This window comes from Fulvimonas yonginensis (assembly GCF_037137055.1).
Classification (GTDB): Bacteria; Pseudomonadota; Gammaproteobacteria; order Xanthomonadales; family Rhodanobacteraceae; genus Frateuria_A; species Frateuria_A yonginensis.
In genome coordinates, this window is record NZ_JBBBNY010000001.1 from 385,211 (window position 1) to 400,901 (window position 15,691).

The 15,691-nt window shown below is 71.5% G+C and carries 14 protein-coding genes; 5 read left to right on the forward strand and 9 right to left on the reverse strand.

Annotated elements, in window-relative coordinates; genetic code table 11:
* Nucleotides 1-34: 34 nt before the first annotated feature.
* Genes WAT24_RS01740 through WAT24_RS01750 form a run of 3 tightly spaced genes read left to right on the forward strand, consistent with a single transcriptional unit; the run spans nt 35 to nt 3,536 of the window.
* Nucleotides 35-1,600, forward strand: coding sequence for an alpha/beta hydrolase (locus WAT24_RS01740; protein WP_336806082.1), 1,566 nt, complete (start codon nt 35-37; stop codon nt 1,598-1,600).
* The gene (locus WAT24_RS01745) at nt 1,597-2,331 is read left to right on the forward strand and encodes an ABC transporter ATP-binding protein (protein ID WP_336806083.1); all 735 of its coding nucleotides are present in this window, start codon (nt 1,597-1,599) and stop codon (nt 2,329-2,331) included. Before WAT24_RS01740 ends, WAT24_RS01745 begins: the two co-directional genes overlap by 4 nt.
* Nucleotides 2,328-3,536 (forward strand): ABC transporter permease, encoded by a 1,209-nt coding sequence (locus tag WAT24_RS01750; RefSeq protein ID WP_336806084.1) that lies wholly within the window; start codon nt 2,328-2,330, stop codon nt 3,534-3,536. Before WAT24_RS01745 ends, WAT24_RS01750 begins: the two co-directional genes overlap by 4 nt.
* Before the next feature lie 48 nt (nt 3,537-3,584).
* On the opposite strand, the gene WAT24_RS01755 is transcribed toward WAT24_RS01750, so the two are convergent.
* The 3 genes from WAT24_RS01755 to WAT24_RS01765 all read right to left on the reverse strand — a co-directional run bounded on the left by WAT24_RS01755 (nt 3,585) and on the right by WAT24_RS01765 (nt 8,967).
* Nucleotides 3,585-5,576 (reverse strand): LTA synthase family protein, encoded by a 1,992-nt coding sequence (locus WAT24_RS01755; protein ID WP_336806085.1) that lies wholly within the window; start codon nt 5,574-5,576, stop codon nt 3,585-3,587.
* 96 nt (nt 5,577-5,672) lie between these two features.
* A complete protein-coding gene (locus WAT24_RS01760; RefSeq protein ID WP_336806087.1) occupies nt 5,673-6,905 on the reverse strand; it encodes a multifunctional CCA addition/repair protein in 1,233 nt (410 codons plus the stop codon).
* A 1-nt stretch (nt 6,906) separates the two neighbouring features.
* Entirely contained in the window at nt 6,907-8,967 is a 2,061-nt protein-coding gene (locus tag WAT24_RS01765) for a transglycosylase SLT domain-containing protein (protein WP_336806088.1), read from the reverse strand.
* Nucleotides 8,968-9,056: 89 nt separating this feature from the next.
* Between WAT24_RS01765 and WAT24_RS01770 the strand changes: the two genes are divergently transcribed.
* Nucleotides 9,057-10,643, forward strand: coding sequence for a glycoside hydrolase family 17 protein (locus WAT24_RS01770; protein WP_336806089.1), 1,587 nt, complete (start codon nt 9,057-9,059; stop codon nt 10,641-10,643).
* On the opposite strand, the gene WAT24_RS01775 is transcribed toward WAT24_RS01770, so the two are convergent.
* The 6 genes from WAT24_RS01775 to WAT24_RS01800 all read right to left on the reverse strand — a co-directional run bounded on the left by WAT24_RS01775 (nt 10,557) and on the right by WAT24_RS01800 (nt 14,813).
* Nucleotides 10,557-10,970, reverse strand: coding sequence for a hypothetical protein (locus tag WAT24_RS01775; protein WP_336806090.1), 414 nt, complete (start codon nt 10,968-10,970; stop codon nt 10,557-10,559). The two genes, WAT24_RS01770 and WAT24_RS01775, sit on opposite strands and share 87 nt — an antisense overlap.
* Nucleotides 10,967-11,773, reverse strand: coding sequence for an endonuclease/exonuclease/phosphatase family protein (locus tag WAT24_RS01780; RefSeq protein WP_336806091.1), 807 nt, complete (start codon nt 11,771-11,773; stop codon nt 10,967-10,969). The genes WAT24_RS01775 and WAT24_RS01780 overlap by 4 nt, the downstream gene beginning before the upstream one ends.
* A gap of 77 nt (nt 11,774-11,850) precedes the next feature.
* Nucleotides 11,851-12,498, reverse strand: a complete 648-nt coding sequence (locus WAT24_RS01785) for a thiol:disulfide interchange protein DsbA/DsbL (RefSeq protein ID WP_336806092.1) — start codon at nt 12,496-12,498, stop codon at nt 11,851-11,853.
* A 51-nt stretch (nt 12,499-12,549) separates the two neighbouring features.
* Complete coding sequence (locus tag WAT24_RS01790; protein ID WP_336806093.1) at nt 12,550-12,870, reverse strand: GNAT family N-acetyltransferase; 321 nt, start codon at nt 12,868-12,870, stop codon at nt 12,550-12,552.
* Nucleotides 12,871-13,040: 170 nt separating this feature from the next.
* Nucleotides 13,041-13,922 carry a thiol:disulfide interchange protein DsbA/DsbL gene (locus WAT24_RS01795; protein WP_336806094.1) on the reverse strand — a complete coding sequence of 294 codons (882 nt, stop codon included), beginning with the start codon at nt 13,920-13,922 and terminating at the stop codon, nt 13,041-13,043.
* A 66-nt stretch (nt 13,923-13,988) separates the two neighbouring features.
* Nucleotides 13,989-14,813, reverse strand: a complete 825-nt coding sequence (locus WAT24_RS01800; protein ID WP_425605209.1) for a c-type cytochrome — start codon at nt 14,811-14,813, stop codon at nt 13,989-13,991.
* A 162-nt stretch (nt 14,814-14,975) separates the two neighbouring features.
* Here WAT24_RS01800 and yihA point away from each other — a divergent pair, with 162 nt between their 5' ends.
* Nucleotides 14,976-15,611: a ribosome biogenesis GTP-binding protein YihA/YsxC gene (gene yihA, locus WAT24_RS01805; protein ID WP_336806095.1), complete on the forward strand. Its 636-nt coding sequence runs from the start codon at nt 14,976-14,978 to the stop codon at nt 15,609-15,611.
* Nucleotides 15,612-15,691: the final 80 nt, after the last annotated feature.

Below are 15,691 nucleotides of genomic sequence, written 5' to 3' on the forward strand. Positions count from 1 at the left end.
GGCTCGGACAGGCAAACGGAAGGGGAGTGGAGACATGGCTTTGAACGCGCGCACCTCGTTGCGCATCGCCGTCGCGGTCGTAGGCCTGGGCCTGCTCGCGTGGCAACGGTTCCACCCGCACGCGGCGGAAAGCCCGGCGCCGGCGGATGCCCCGCAGGCGACAGCACCGACACCCGCGGTTCCCCGCACGTGGCGGCTGGGCACGCTCACCTTGAAGCCCTGCGAACTGGGCCGGCCCGACAGCGGCCTGACCACCGCCGCCTGGTGTACGCCGTTCGAGGTGCCGGAAAACCGCGCCGACCCGCATGGCCGCCGGATCGCCCTGCGCCTGGCGGTGATCCGCTCCGAAGCCCAGGTGCCGGCCAGGGACATGCTGGTGTTCCTCGCCGGCGGCCCCGGCCAGGCGGCCACCGAGACCTGGCCGATGGTGGCGCCCGCGCTGGAGCCGTTGCTCGCGCATCGCAACGTGCTGCTGATCGACCAGCGCGGCACCGGCGGCTCCAACCCGCTGGACTGCAAGGCGGCCGAGCAGAACGCGCCGGCCGACCACACCGCCGGCTTCGATCCCGCGCGCCTGCGTGCGCAGGTCGCCGCCTGCCTGAAGGAAGTCGAGGGCAAGGCCGATCCGCGCTACTACACCACCACCGCCGCCGTGGCCGATCTGGAGGACGCACGCCGTGCCCTGGGATCACCGATGTTCGACCTGGTCGGCGTCTCCTACGGCACCCGCGTGGCGCAGCAGTACGCCATGCACCATCCGGACGCGGTGCGCAGCCTGCTGCTCGACGGCGTGGTGCCCAATCCGCTGGTGCTCGGCGAGGACTTCGCGCGCAACCTGGAGGACGCGCTCAAGGCGCAGTTCGCCCGTTGCACCGCCGAACCGGCCTGCAAGGCGCGCTTCGGCGATTCCTACCAGACGCTGTACCAGCTGCGCGACGCGCTGCGCGCCAATCCGCACAAGGTCAGCTTCCGCGATCCGCAGAGCTACCAGAGCGTCGAACGCATGCTCAGCGACGACGCGCTGGCCAGCGTGGTGCGCATGTTCGCCTATTCGCCGCTCACCGCCGCGCTGCTGCCGCTGTCGATCGATGCCGCCGCGCACGGCGACGTGGGGCCGCTGCTCGGCCAGGCCAAGCTGATCACCGGCGATCTGGCCGACAGCATGAACGGCGGCATGCAGTCGTCGGTGATCTGCAGCGAGGACGCCGACCTGCTGAGCCCGCGGCCGCAGGATGCCGGGACCATCCTCGGCACGCGCATGATCGACACGCTGCAGGCGGTGTGCTCGATCTGGCCGCGCGGCACCCGTCCGGCCGACTTCCACCAGCCGCTGAAGAGCGCGATCCCGACCCTGCTGCTTTCCGGCCAGTACGACCCGGTGACCCCACCGCGCTACGGCGAGGAGGTGCTCAAAGGCCTCTCCGACGCACGCCACCTGGTGCTCAAGGGCCAGGGCCACAACGTGATCGGCGCCGGCTGCATGCCCACGCTGGTCAAGCGCTTCATCGAGGATCCCGACCCGAAGGCGCTGGACGCCAAGTGCCTCGACCGGCTGCAGCCCACGCCGCTGTTCATCGACTTCAACGGAGCGACCCCATGATCGAGGTCAAGGATCTGCACAAGGCGTTCGGCGACGTGAAAGCCGTCGACGGTGTCGGCTTCGCCGCGCGCGACGGCGAGATCACCGGCCTGCTCGGACCCAACGGCGCCGGCAAGACCACCACGCTGCGCATGCTCTATACGCTGATGATCCCCGATCGCGGCCGGGTGCTGGTCGACGGCATCGACGCGGTCGCCGATCCACTGGCGGTGCGCCGCCGGCTCGGCGTGCTGCCGGACGCGCGCGGCCTCTACAAGCGGCTCACGGCGCGCGAGAACATCGACTACTTCGCCCGTCTGCAGGGGTTGCCCGAGGACGAGCTGCGCGCGCGCCGGGAGGCGCTGGTGCAGGCGCTCGCGATGGAGGACATCGCCGACCGCCGCACCGAAGGCTTCTCCCAGGGCCAGCGGGTCAAGACCGCGATCGCCCGTGCGCTGATCCACGACCCGCGCAACGTGATCCTCGACGAGCCCACCAACGGGCTGGACGTGATGGCCACCCGCGCGCTGCGCCAGTTCATGCTCAAGCTCAAGGCGGAGGGCCGCTGCGTGCTGTTCTCCAGCCACATCATGCAGGAGGTGGCGGCGCTGTGCGATCGCATCGTGGTGATCGCGCACGGCCGCGTGGTGGCCGACGCGACGCCCGACGCCCTGCGCGAACAGACCGGCCAGGCGAACCTGGAGGACGCTTTCGTGAAACTGATCGGCAGCGAGGAAGGACTGGCCGCATGAACACCCTACAGACGACCCCGCTGCGCCGCAGCCGCGCCTTCCTCACCGTGTTCCTGAAGGAAGTGCGCGAGAACCTGCGCGACCGGCGCACGCTCACCAGCGCCTTCCTCACCGGACCGCTGCTGACCCCGCTGCTGTTCGTGATGCTGATCAGCTTCACCGTCAACCGCGAACTGGACAAGGCCGAGCAGCCGCTCAAGGTGCCGGTGATCGGCGCGCAGTACGCGCCCAACCTGGTCGGCGCACTCGAAGCCGGCGGCGTGGTGCCGCAGCCGGCCATCGCCGACCCCGAGCGGGCGGTGCGCGAGCAGCGCGCCGACCTGGTGCTGCGCATCGCCCCAGGCTACGCCGAGGCCTGGCGCAAGGGCGAACCGGTGCAGGTGGAACTGATCTACGACTCCTCGCAGCGCGATTCGGGCACGCCGGTGGACCGCGTGACCAAGCTGGTCGAGGGCTATGCACGCCAGCAGGGCGCCATGCGGCTGGTGGCGCGCGGGCTGTCGCCCGGGGTCGCCGTGCCGGTGGTGGTGGCCAAGCGCGACCAGGCCACCGCGCAGTCGCGCGCCGTGCTGATGTTCAACATGCTGCCGTACCTGTTCGTGCTGACCATCTTCATCGGCGGCATGTACCTGGCGATCGACCTCACCGCGGGCGAGCGCGAGCGGCAGTCGCTGGAGCCGCTGTTCGCCAATCCGGTGCCGCGCTGGAAGATCTTCCTGGGCAAGCTCGCCGCGATCTGCGCGTTCTCCACCGCCAGCCTGCTGATCTGCCTGCTCGCGTTCGGCGTGACCGGCCGCTTCGTGCCGACCGAGAAGCTCGGCATGGAGGTGAACCTGGGCCCGGCGTTCGCGCTGCACGTGCTGCTGCTGCAGCTGCCGCTGATCGTGCTGCTGGCCGGCCTGCAGTCGATGGTCGCAGCCTTCGCCAAGAGCTACCGCGAGGCGCAGACCTACCTGTCGCTGCTGATGCTGCTGCCGATCCTGCCCAGCATCGCGCTGATGGTGATGCCGCTCAGGCCGAAGGACTGGATGTACGCCGTGCCGCTGCTCGGCCAGCACCTGGGCATCCTGGACCTGGTGCGCGGCGAGGGCATCGGCGCGGTGCCGCTGGCGCTGTGCCTGGGCGGCAGCGCGCTGGCGGCGCTCGTCGTCGCGCTGGTCACCATGCAGCTGTACCGCTCCGAACGCCTGGCGATTTCCGGCTGACCGTCCCTCGGTCGCCCGCGGTCGCGGCTGCGCCGCGGGCGATGCGTGTCAGTGCGCCGGCGCGCTGCTGGCCGACGCCGGCAAGGGCGGCACCGGCGTGCCGTCCTGCGGGCGCCGTACCAGCTGGCCCTTCTTGAACAGTTCCGCGGCGACCTGGTAGTACGCGGTGGCGTCGTCGATGTCGGCTGGCCGGCGCTGCGCCGGTACGGCATCACCGGTGGCGAAGTCCGGATGGAACTGCGCCACCTTCTTCTGCGGCTCCAGCAGGGTCAGGGTGTCGCCCTTGAGGTAGCCGAGCTTCTCGTACGTGGCCGGGAAGGCGCGCTCGCGGCCGGGCGGCAGCTGGAAGATGTCGTAGCCGAAGAAGCGGCTGCGGTAGCTGAAGTTGAGCAGGCCCAGCAGCGTCGGCGGAATGTCGATCTGGCTCATGAAGCGGTGCACGCGCTGCGGCGGGAAGTGCGCCGGTGCGTAGATCCACAGCGGGATGTGGTAGCGGTTGACCGGCACCGCGGCGCGCCCGGCGCTGGAGGCGTCGTGGTCGGCGGTGATCACGAACACGGTGTCGTCGAAGTAGGGCCGCTTGCGCGCGCGCTCGATGAAGTCGGCGATCGACCAGTCGGTATATGCCACCGCGCCCTCGCGGGTGCCGTTGCGCTCCTTCACGCGCCCGGCCGGGAAGGTGAACGGCCGGTGGTTGGAGGTGGTCATGATGTGCAGGAAGAACGGCTTGCCCTGCGCGTGGATCGCGTCCATCTGGCCGAGCGCCAGCGTGTAGAGGTCCTCGTCGGCCACGCCCCATACGTTCTCGCTGTGGATGGTCGCGTCCTTGGGAATGTCCTTGCGGTCCACCGGGATGTAGCCGTTGTGGCCGAAGAAGTAGTTCATGTTGTCGAAGTAGCCGTAGCCGCCGTAGACGAACTCGGACACGTAGCCACGATCGTTGAAGATGTCCGCCAGCGAGAACAGGTTCTCGTTGTGGTGCATCTTGATCACCGAGTCGCCGGGCGTCGGCGGGATCGACAGCGACAGCGCCTCCAGCCCGCGCACGGTACGCGTGCCGTTGGCGTACACGTTGTCGAAGAACAGGCTCTGCCCGGCCAGCGCGTCCAGGTGCGGCGTGATGTCGCCGTGGCTGGCGCCGAAGGTCCTCAGGAAGTCGGCCGACAGGCTCTCCACGCTGATCAGCACCACATTGAGGTGCTTTTCCGGACCGGCGTGACGGATCGCGCGAGTGAGGTCGCGCGGATCGTCGCTCACGTAGCTCGCCTCGGGTGTCTGCAGGCCGGCCCGCACGCGTGCGAACGCATCCTGCTCGGGCAGCGTGCGGTAGAAGCGCGCGTAATCCAGGTGGCTGCTGCGGAACGCGGCGAAGAACTCGTAGATGCCGTTGCCGGCCAGCTCGTTCACGTAGGCGTTGTCGCTGTGGTTCTTCATCGTGCCGTTCACCGCCAGCACGGACACCACCGTGAGCACGAGCCAGCCCAGCACCACCTTGCCGCGGCCCAGGAAGCGGCTGCCGTCATCGACGGTGCGCAGCGCGCGCCGGCTCAGCCAGAGGATGGCGAGCGCCAGCAGGCCGATCAGGCTCATCCACAGGCCGATCGGGTAGGACTCGCGGATGTTGCCGATCACCTCGGTGGTGTAGACCAGGTAGTCCACCGCGATGAAGTTGAAGCGCACGCCGAACTCGCCCCAGAACACGAACTCGGAGGCGGCCACGAACAGCAGCCCGTACACCATCGCCAGTGCCAGCAGATAGAGCGCCCACTGCCCGCCGCGCGAGACGTAGGCCCGGCGCGGCATCAGCCACAGGAACAGTAGCAGCGGCCAGGCCACGTAGAGCAGCGTGACCAGGTCGTAACCGGCGCCGACGCCGAAGGCGTACAGCCAGTACAGCGGGTTGTGCGGAACGCCGCTGCCGGTCATCGCCAGCAGCACGACGCGAGTGGCCGCGCCGATCAGCAGGTAGACCGCTCCCAGCCAGACCAGCGGGCGGAAACGCTGCCGGAGCGGCGTGGCGGGCGTGGCGGATGGAAACATGGCGACCCCTGGAGGATGGACACGTCTTTATACCGTGTGTCGCTTGCGCGCGGCTTAGCCGGCATGACGTGCGGCGGGAGAGAAACGCAGCGTTGCTCAGGCGGCGGTCGGGCGAGGCAGGGCGGCTATCGCTGCGATGCGGGCCCGCTCCATCGCCGCGCCGATGTCCGGGCCGGCCAGCCCGCGGGCGAGAAAGGCCGTCGCGTCCACCTGCGCGGCCGCTTCGCGCGCGGCGCGCAGGAACGTCGCCTGCGGGTAGGCTGCCTCGCTGCGACCCAGGCGACCGCGCTGGTCCGCCTCGCAGACGACCAGGAAGGTGTCCAGACGCCGCGGGCGGCGCAACGCGTCCAGCCGGGTGAGCAGGCGCAACACGGTGGCCGGCTTAAGCTCCAGCGCGCGGTGCGCATTGAGGTGCTCGCGGCAGACCAGTTCGGCCAGCGCGGCGTGCTCGGCCGGCACTTTCAACCGCGCGGCGAGCTCGCGCAGCGGCGCCACGCCGGCGTGTTCGTGGCCGATGTGGCCGGGCAGCACCCCGGCCGGCGTGCGCGCCTTGCCCAGGTCGTGGCAGAGCGCGCAGAAGCCGGCCAGGTCGTCGCCGGGAGCCAGCCGCGCGGTCATGTCCAGCACCAGCTCCAGGTGCACGCCGGTGTCGACCTCGGGGTGGTACTCCGCTCGCTGCGGCACGCCGTAGAGCGCATCGACTTCCGGAAACAGCACGGCCAGCGCGCCGGCCTCGCGCAGCACCCTCAGGAAAGCGGACGGCTGCGGTTCGGCCAGCGCGCGGCGGGTCTCTGCCCAGACCCGCTCGGGCACCAGGTGGTCGACTTCGCCCTCGGCGACCATGTGGCGCATCAGCGCCATGGTGTCCGCCGCGACGGTGAAGCCCAGCGGCGCGAAGCGCGCGGCGAAGCGCGCCACCCGCAGCAGGCGCACCGGGTCCTCCACGAAGGCGGGCGAGACGTGGCGCAGCACGCGCTGCTCGAGGTCGCGCCGGCCGTCGAAAGGATCGACCAGCGCGCCGTCCTCGTCCTGCGCGATCGCGTTGATGGTGAGGTCGCGCCGCGCCAGGTCCTGCTCCAGCGTCACGCCGGGGTCGGCGTGGAAGGCGAAGCCGTGGTAGCCGCGGCCGGTCTTGCGCTCGGTGCGCGCCAGCGCGTACTCCTCGGCCGTCTGCGGATGCAGGAACACCGGGAAATCCTTGCCGACCGGCCGGTAGCCGAGCGCCAGCATCTGCTCCGGCGTGGCGCCGACCACCACGTGGTCGTGGTCGGTCACCGGCCGTCCCAGCAGCCGGTCGCGTACCGCGCCGCCCACCAGGTAGCTGCGCATCTCAGCGTGCCGACGCCGGGTCCGCCACGTCCGTGCCGGCTGCGGCTGCCGGGGCGGGCATGGCCGGGCAGGTCACGCCGCGGCGCGGCGTGTGGACGTCGGGAAGGCTGTACGGCTGGCCGTTGGCCGGCATCCGCGAGGCCAGCGGCAGCGCCTTGCCTGACAGACGCCAGTCGTAAATGACCGCGAATGCCATGACGCGGGCCACGTAGTCGCGGGTCTCGCGGTAGGGGATGGTCGCCACGAACAGGTCCGGCGGCAACGTGCCGCGCGCGTCCAGCCACTCCTGGACCTTGTTCGGGCCGGCGTTGTAGGCGGCGCTGGCGAGCCAGGGCGCGCCGTTGAAGCGCGCCGCCATCTGCGCCAGGTAGCGGGTGCCGAGCATGATGTTCACGGCCGGATCGTACAGCGAAGCGGCGCCGCCCCAATCAAGCCCGTTCTGTCGGGCCACGCGGGCCGCGGTGCTGGGCAGCAATTGCATCAGGCCGCGCGCGTCGGCGCCGGAATGGGCGTCGCTCATCCAGGCGCTTTCGGCGCGGGCGATGGCATAGGCCCAGGCCGGGTCGATGCCGGCCTGTTGCGCCTGCGGCACCACGCCGTCCTGGCTCGCCAGCGGGAAGCGCTGGGCGTAGTAGCGCAGCATGTCGCCGCTGGCGAAGGCGAACACTGCGCGGTCGTACCAGCCGCGTTCGTAGGCCAGCCGCGCGGCGACCCGCTGCGTGGCCGGATCGGCGCCGTCGAGCGCGCGCGCCCATTCGCGCCGCGCGAGCCGGGGCAGGTCGACCGCGTACAGCTCGAACGCGCGGCGCAGGCCGGGATCCGCCAGCAGGGCCTGCTCGCGCGCGGTGTCGTCCGGCGGGTCGAGCGGGCAGATCGCGTAATCGCCCTGCACGTGGTCGGCGGCGAGGAAGCCGTAGTAGGTCGGCTCCAGGGCGAGCTGCGCGTACAGCGCGTCGGCCTGCAGCGGGTGGCCGGTGGCGGCCAGGGCGCGGGCACGGAAGTAGCGCCACTCGTCCTGCTCCTGCTGCGAGGCCGGCATCGCATCGATCGCGGCGAGCACGGCCGGCCAGTCCTGCCGGGCCAGCGCCACCCGCGCCCGCCATTCCCGGCTGGTGTCGGTCTGCACGGCAGCGGGCAGGTCGGCCAGACGGGCCAGTGCGTGCTCGTCGAAATCGGTGGCGTGGTAAAGCGCCAGCGCGTACAGCACGCCGTTGCGCTGCGCCGGAGTGAAGTCGAAGCGCGAGCGCAGCCGCTGCCAGGCCGCGTCGGCGGCGTCGGCATCGCGCCGCGCCAGGCGCTGCAGCGCCAGCGCGGCGGCCTGGCGATGGCGCGGCGAGTCGGGCCAGTTCACCGCATCGGCCACGGCGGCGGTCGGGTCGCGCAGGGCTTGCGCCAGACGCGCGGCGGCCTTGCCCTCGGTGGCCGGCAGCCAGGCGGCCAGCGCCGTGACGGTGCCGCCCTGGCCGGCGTCGAGCGCGCGGTCGATGCGCGCCCACAGGCGCGCGTCGGTGAGCAGGCCGGCCTCGTGCGCGGCATCGAGCACGGGATCACAAGCGCTTGGCAGGCTCGGCTGCGCCCACAGCGGGGCCAGGTCCTTTTCGAAGTCGAGCCTGCCGCCCTGGGCGAGCTTGGCCTGCAGCCGGTAGCAGGTCAGCGTGTCGCCCAGCCCGGGCCGGTAGAGCGCGAGGAAATCGTCCCAGCGCTGCCGGCGCGCCTGCTCGAGCAGCCAGGCGCGGCGCAGGTCGGCGGCGGGCAGCAGGTCGGGATAGCGGCGCAGGTAGTCGGCCACGGTGGCGCGGTCCAGCGTCGCCACGTCGTGTTCGAGCGCGGCTTCTTCCAGGTAGGGGTACAGCGGGTAGTCGGCCAGCCCCTTGGCCCAGCTGCGCCAGCCGTCGCCGCCCTGCTGGGCCACCGCCCAGGCCTGCCGGAAGGCGGTACGCTGCTCGGCCAGGGAGGCGGCGGCGGCGCCCGCGGCGAAGCCCAGCCAGGTGGCCAGCAGGACGAACAGAAGGTACGGCACGAAGCGCCGCGACGGAGCGGGCGGAAGAACGTTCGGGGTCATCGTCACAAGTGTAGTAAGCGGCGGTAAGGCCTGCGTTAACCGGCGCTGCTGATAAGCTTGCCGGCTTCGTTGCCTGCGCCGGGAAGGCTATGCCGCCCACCTCGTCGTTCCGCCTCCGTCCGTGCTGGCCCGTGTGGGTGGTGCTCGCGCTGGCGGCGTTCGCCGGCGTCGCCGGCTGGTGGTCGCTGGGCCGGCCGGTGAGGCTGCCGGATGCGCCCTCGGCGCGGATCGCCTGCGTCTCCTACGCGCCATACCGGCGAGCGGGCGAGACGCCGTACGACCCCCGCACGTTCATCAGTCCGCAGCGCATCGATGCCGATCTGCGCGCGCTCTCGCAACGTTTCGATTGCGTGCGCACCTACTCGCAGGGGCAGGGGCTGGCGGCCGTGCCGGCGATCGCGCAGCGCTACGGCATGCAGGTGCTGATGGGGATCTGGCTGGACCGCGACCCGGTCGCCAACGCGCGCGAGGTCGCAGCCGGCATCGCCACCGCCCGCGCGTATCCGCAGGTGCTGCGCGGGGTGATCGTGGGCAACGAGGTGCTGCTGCGCGGCGAGCTCTCGCCCGCGGCGCTGGCCGGCTACGTGCGCCAGGTACGCGCAGCGATCCCCGCCACCGTGCCGGTCAGCTACGCCGACGTGTGGGAGTTCTGGCTGCGCTTCCCGCAGGTGGCGCAGGCGGTGGACTACCTCACCATCCACATCCTGCCCTACTGGGAGGACGAGCCGGTGCCGCCCGAGCATGCCGTGCGCCACGTGGCCGAGGTCTACGCGCGGATGCAGCGGAGCTTTCCGGGCAAGCCGGTGATGATCGGCGAGACCGGCTGGCCCAGCGCCGGCCGGCCGCGCCGTGCCGCGCGGGCCACGCTGGTCAACGAGGCGCGCTACCTGCGTGAGTTCCTGGGCTACGCCGCCCGCGCGCACGTGCCCTACAACGTGATCGAAGCCTTCGACCAGCCCTGGAAGCGGGTACAGGAAGGCACGGTCGGCGGCTATTGGGGCATCTTCGACGTGGACGCCCGACCGAAATTCCCGATGCGCGGGCCGGTGATGGAGGAGCCGCGCTGGTGGTATGGCTGGCTGGCCGGCGTGCTGGTCGCGCTACTGTTCGGCCTGGTCGGGCTGCGACTGCCGTGGCGCGGACGGGCGGCGCTGCTGCTGGCCGGCTTCGCCGCCGGCGCGGCGCTGGCCTGGCAGGGGCGCCAGATGCTCCATGCCTGCCGCGACCTGCTCGAATGGACCGTGTCGACCGCGGCCTGCCTGGCCGCGCTGGGCACGGCGTTGTGGCTGGCGCCGGACATCGCCCGGCGCCTGGCGGGGGGCGACGCTGCGACCCGCGTGCCCGGGTGGTTGCCGTTGGGCTGGCTGTTCGGCCTGGCCTGGTACGACCTGCTGCTGGTGCTCGACGGACGCTACCGCGATTTCCCGTTGGGCCTGTTCGCCCTGCCGGGGGTGGCGTTCGCCCTGGCCGGCTGGCTCGCGTCGCGGCCGGCGCGGCCGGCGGTGGAGCACCGCCTGCTCGCCGGACTGCTGCCGGTGCTGGGCATCCTGGTCGTGGTGGAGGAGGTCGGGCTCAGTCTCACCGCGTGGCTATGGCTGGGCCTGAACCTCGCCCTCGCGCTGCCGGTGCTGCTCGCCTGGTGGCAGGGCCGCGGCCTGCGCACGCAGCAGGCGTAGTGCGCCGACCAGCAGCGCGAACGCGCCGGCTTCGGCGCAATACAGCACCATCGCCGCGAATCCGAGCGCAGCAGCCAGCCACGCGGCGAGCGGATGACGCGTCACCAGCGCGAGGAAGGCCGCGGTGAGCGCCGCGTAGCCATAGCCGTAGCCGAGGAAGCCCAGCACCGCCCATTGCCGCCATAAGCACCAGCGCGGGCCGCCGTCGGCGCCACACAGGTGGGCGACCGCCGGCGGCTCGATCACGCCGTAGCGCAGTGCCGTTGCCGCCAGCGCGACCAGTGCGAGGGTGAACCAGGGAAGAACCCGTCGTAGCGTGCGGTTCATCGGCGCAACCGTTGTGCGCGTGGCGCAAGGTGGGTGGGCAGGCGGATCTCGGCCGCCAGCGGCAGATGATCGGAGAAGGCCTGCGGCAGCGTCCACACCCGCTCCAGCCGCAGCGACTCGGACAGCAGGATGTGGTCCAGCGCCCGGCGCGGCTTCCAGCTCGGGAAGGTGGGCGTCGACTGCGTCGGCGGCTGCAGGCTGCACCGCGCGAACAGGTGCCGCATCTCGGCGCTGTGTGCCTCGGTGTTGAGGTCGCCCATCAGCACGGCGTTGGGGTAATCGTGCAGCACCTCGGCGATGAACGCGAGCTGCCGCGCCCGTGCCTGCGCCGACAGCGACAGGTGCGCGATCATCACGGTCAGCGCCTCCGGCTCGGCGCCGTAGCGCACCAGCAGGGCGCCGCGGCCCGGGATGCGGCTGGGCAGCGGGTAGTCCAGCACGCTGTGCGGTGCGATCCGGCTGATCAGGCCGTTGGCCGAGTGCGCCAGCCGCGCCATCGGCCGATTGGGCTGGTGGCTCCAGAACGGCAGGCCGGAGGCCTCGGCCAGGTAGCGGGTCTGGTTGAGGAAGCCCGAGCGCAGGCTGCCGGCGTCGGCCTCCTGCAGCCCGATCACGTCGAACTGCGGCAGCACCTCGGCCAGGCGGTCGAGGTTCTCCAGCTTGCTGCGGCCGGGCAGCACCGCGTTGATGCTGCGGGTGACGTATTCGTGATAGCGCTGCACGCTGGCCCCGGCCAGGATGTTGCAGCTGAGCAGACGCAGACGGCGTTCGGGTGCGGCGTTGGCGGGGGCGGCGCGGGTCATCAGGCGGACGATAGCGGGAAGCGGACGGCGGCGATGCGACGAGCATCGCCTGCCGCGCGTGAACGCGAAGCTGGCGGCTACTTGCCTGCCAGTTCGCGCTGCACCAGCCAGCGGGTGAGATCGGCCAGCTGGTCGAGGGTCTTCACCTGGGCGCTGCGGTACTTGCCGTCGACCACGATGGTCGGGGTGCCGTCCACCTGCCATTGCTGGATGAGCGCGAGATCCTTCTTCATCTGCGCGGTGGCCTCGGGGGAGTTGGCGATGCGCATGAACTGCTCGCGGTTCACGCCGTGGCTGGCGTAGAAATCGGCCAGTTCGTCCAGCGTGTTGATCGGGTAGTGGTCCTCGAACTTGGCCTTGAACAGGGCCAGGTGGGTGCGTTCGACCACGCCCAGCTTGTCGGCCGCGTAGTAGGCGCGCGCGAACGGCATCCAGTCCTCGTTGAACGGCGCCGGCAGCAGCTTGAACACCACGCCGGCGGGCAGCGACTTGCGCAGCTGCTCGGCCACCGGCGCGAAATGCGCGCAGTGGATGCAGCCGTAGGAGAAGACCTCGACCACCTCGACCTTGCCGGCCGGGCTCAGGCGCTGATGCGGCGCCGGCAGGGCCACGTACTCCTGGCCTTCGGTGAACGGCGTGGGCGCGTTGGCGGCGGTGCAGGCGGTGGCCAGCAGCAGGCCGCCGAGCAGGGCCAGCAGGCGCAGGCGGGCGAGGTGCTTGAACATGGGGATCTCCATGGGAGTGGATGTCGGGAGGTTTCGCGAAAGGCGCGCGGCTCAGCCGCGGGATGCCACCCATTGAACCACCACCGCGCCGTCCTCGGCGATGCGCTGGCCCGCCGGACCGAAGCCGCAGCGTTCGACCGTGCGGCGGGAGGGCAAGTTTCCGGGCAGGATCTCGGCCAGCACCTCGCGTGCGCCCTGCGCGAAGGCCAGCGCCCGCAGCGCCCTGACGGCCGCGGTGGCGATACCCCTGCCGCGGCGCGCCGGCGCCACGCCGTACAGGATGCCTGCGCGGCCGTCCGCCGGTGCGCCCTTGAGCCCGCAGCCGCGACGATGTGCCCGTCGCTCGGGTCGACGATGAGGTCGGTGGCGCACCAGCGCGCGTCCGCGCCGGCGGCGGATCGTGCGAGGGCCCGTGCGGCGACGGCGGGCGGCAGCACGCCGGGCACCGCGTGACGAGGTCGGACGGGACGGAGCCGCCGGCGAGCGCTTCCGGATGCGGCCGCGTCAGCGGCTGCAGCGTCACGCGCACGGGTGCGGCGGGGCTACTTGCCCGCCGCTTCCCTGGCAACCAGCCACTTGGCCAGCTCGATCGTCTGCGGATAACCGCCGGCGCTGCTCACGTCGAAACGGTACTTGCCGTCCACCACGATGGTCGGCGTACCGGTGACGCCGTAGGCCTTGACCAGGTCGTCGGCGCGCTTCATCTGCGTGTTGATGCTGAAGGAGTTGGCGACCGCCACGAACTCCTTCGGATCGGCGCCGCACTTGGCGTAGACCTTGGCCGCGTCTCCGATGGTGGGCAGCGCGTCACGTGGCTTGAGGCCGGTGCCGGTCGGATTCATGGCGGAAAGCTCGCCGCTCTTCCACACCGCGTCGTACATCGCGTCGTTGCACTTGTCGGCCACGCCCAGCGCCTTGGCGGTGAAGTAGGCGCGCTGCAGCATCGGCCAGTTCTCCTGCGGGATGAACGAGGCCGGCAGGTAGGCCATCGCCGCATTCGCGGGCAGGCTGGCGGCGAGCTTCTCGACCACCGGGTGGAACTGGTTGCAGGCCGGGCAGCCGTAGGAGAACACCTCGGTCACTTCGATCTTGTCGGTGGAGGTGGCCTTGGGCTGGGCCGGTTCGATGCGGAAGTAGTTCTTGCCCTCGACCCACTGGCCGTTGTCGACGAAGGGCGCGGCGGGCGCGGCCGGTGCCGTGGCAGCCGGTGCCGCCGAAGCGGTGCTGCCCGCCGTGGCCGGGGCGCTGGTCGTGGCCGCCGGTGTCGCCGCGGAGCCTTCCGCGGCCGGCGCTGCCGCATCCGGAGCCGTGGTGGCGGTGCTCGCGGCGGGCGCGGGCGGCGGCGTGCTGCCGTTGTCGCTGTCGTGGCTGCAGGCAGCGAGGGCGAGCAGGGCGGCACACAGGATCGGCAGACGCTTGAGCATGGGTGACCTCGGGTTCGGCAAGGGCTTCAGACGGACACGCCGGCTTGCGCCGGCGTGTGGGAGGGATCAGGGCGTGGCCGGCTTGGCGGCAGCGCCGTCGGCCACGTGCAGGCCTTCGATGTAGCTGGCCAGTGCGGCGATGTCCTTGTCGTCGAGCTTCTGCGCGATCGCCGGCATGATCTTCGCCTGCGCGTCGTCGCCCCAGGTCGTGCCGTCGTGCCACGCCTTGAGGGTCTTCTCGACGTACTGCGCGTGCTGGCTGGTCAGCTGCGGGTAGCCGGCGCCCGGGTTGCCGCGGCCGTCGATGCTGTGGCAGGCCATGCAGGCCGGAATGCCGCGGTCGGCATCGCCCTGGCGGAACAGCTGCTCGCCCTGGCTGACCAGCGCGGCGTCGGCGACGCCGGGCAGCGACTGCTTGCTGGCGAAGTAGGCGCCCAGGTCGTGCATGTCCTGCTCGGACAGCGGCGCGGCCATGCCCATCATGATCGGGTTCTGCCGCTGGCCCGCCTTGAAGTGGGTGAGCTGGCGGACGATGTAGGACTCGTGCTGGCCGGCCAGCTTCGGGTACTGCGCGTCGCTGGAGTTGCCGTCCATGCCGTGGCAGGCGCCGCAGGCGGCGGCTTTGCCCTGGCCGGCGGCCGCGTCACCGGCCTTGGCCACGGCGCTGGCCTCGGTCGGCGCGGCCGGCTGCGCGGCGGAGGCCGCGGCGGTCGGCGTGGCGGCGGCCTGCTGCCCATTGCTGGTCGGCTGCGGCGTGCTGCTGGTGACGGCCGGCGTGCCGGCGGGGCTGCTCTGCTTGGCACCGGCCGCCGTGGCAGGTGCGCGCTGTGCGGGCTTGGCTTGCTGCGCCACGGCCACGCCGGCGGCGAGCGCGAAGACGAGGGCGATCATGCCCCCAAGGGCAGCAGGCCGGAAACCGGCGGGCCGAAAACTCATACACTTGTCTCCCGAAAGACCGCAAGATCCGCCGCGAACCGCTGCCAACATGGCGTGCGGCAGGCAGAAACCGCCGAATTATCCCCGCGCCACCGCGCCCTGGTCAAACCCGATCCCATGTCCAATCCGCTTCATGGCGCGCAGTTCGTGCTGGCCGCCCACCGCATCAGCCAGTTGCCCGCCGATCACGGCGCCGAAGTCGCCTTCGCCGGCCGTTCCAATGCCGGCAAGTCCAGTGCTCTCAACGCGCTGACCGGACACAAGGGCCTGGCGCGCACCTCCAAGACACCGGGCCGCACGCAGCAGATGGTCGCCTTCGCGCTGCCGCCGCTGCCGCAGGGCGAGGGCGGGACACCGCTGCAGGCGCGCCTGATCGACCTGCCCGGCTACGGCTATGCCAAGGTGCCCGAGGAGCTGCGCGAGCACTGGCGGCACGAGATCGACGCCTACCTGCACCGCCGCCGCAGCCTGCGCGGCGTGGTGCTGATCGCCGACATCCGCCATCCGCTGAAGGAATTCGACCGGACCATGCTGGAGTTCTGCTTCCAGACCGGCCTGCCCTGCCACCTGCTGCTGACCAAGGCGGACAAGCTCTCGCGCAACCAGGCGGCACAGGCGCTCGCCGCGGTGCGCAAGGGTTTCGCGGACGGCGCGCAGGCCAGCGCGCAGGTGTTCTCCTCGACCGACGGCACCGGCGTGGAACAGGCGCGCGAGGCCGTGCTCGCCCTGCTGCAGCGCGAACGCGATCGGTAGCCCGCCCGCCAACCACGGTAGCAGCGAGCTTGCTCGCGATGCCCTTCCGCAACGGGGGAGTCGCCGCTGACCTTTCCGCG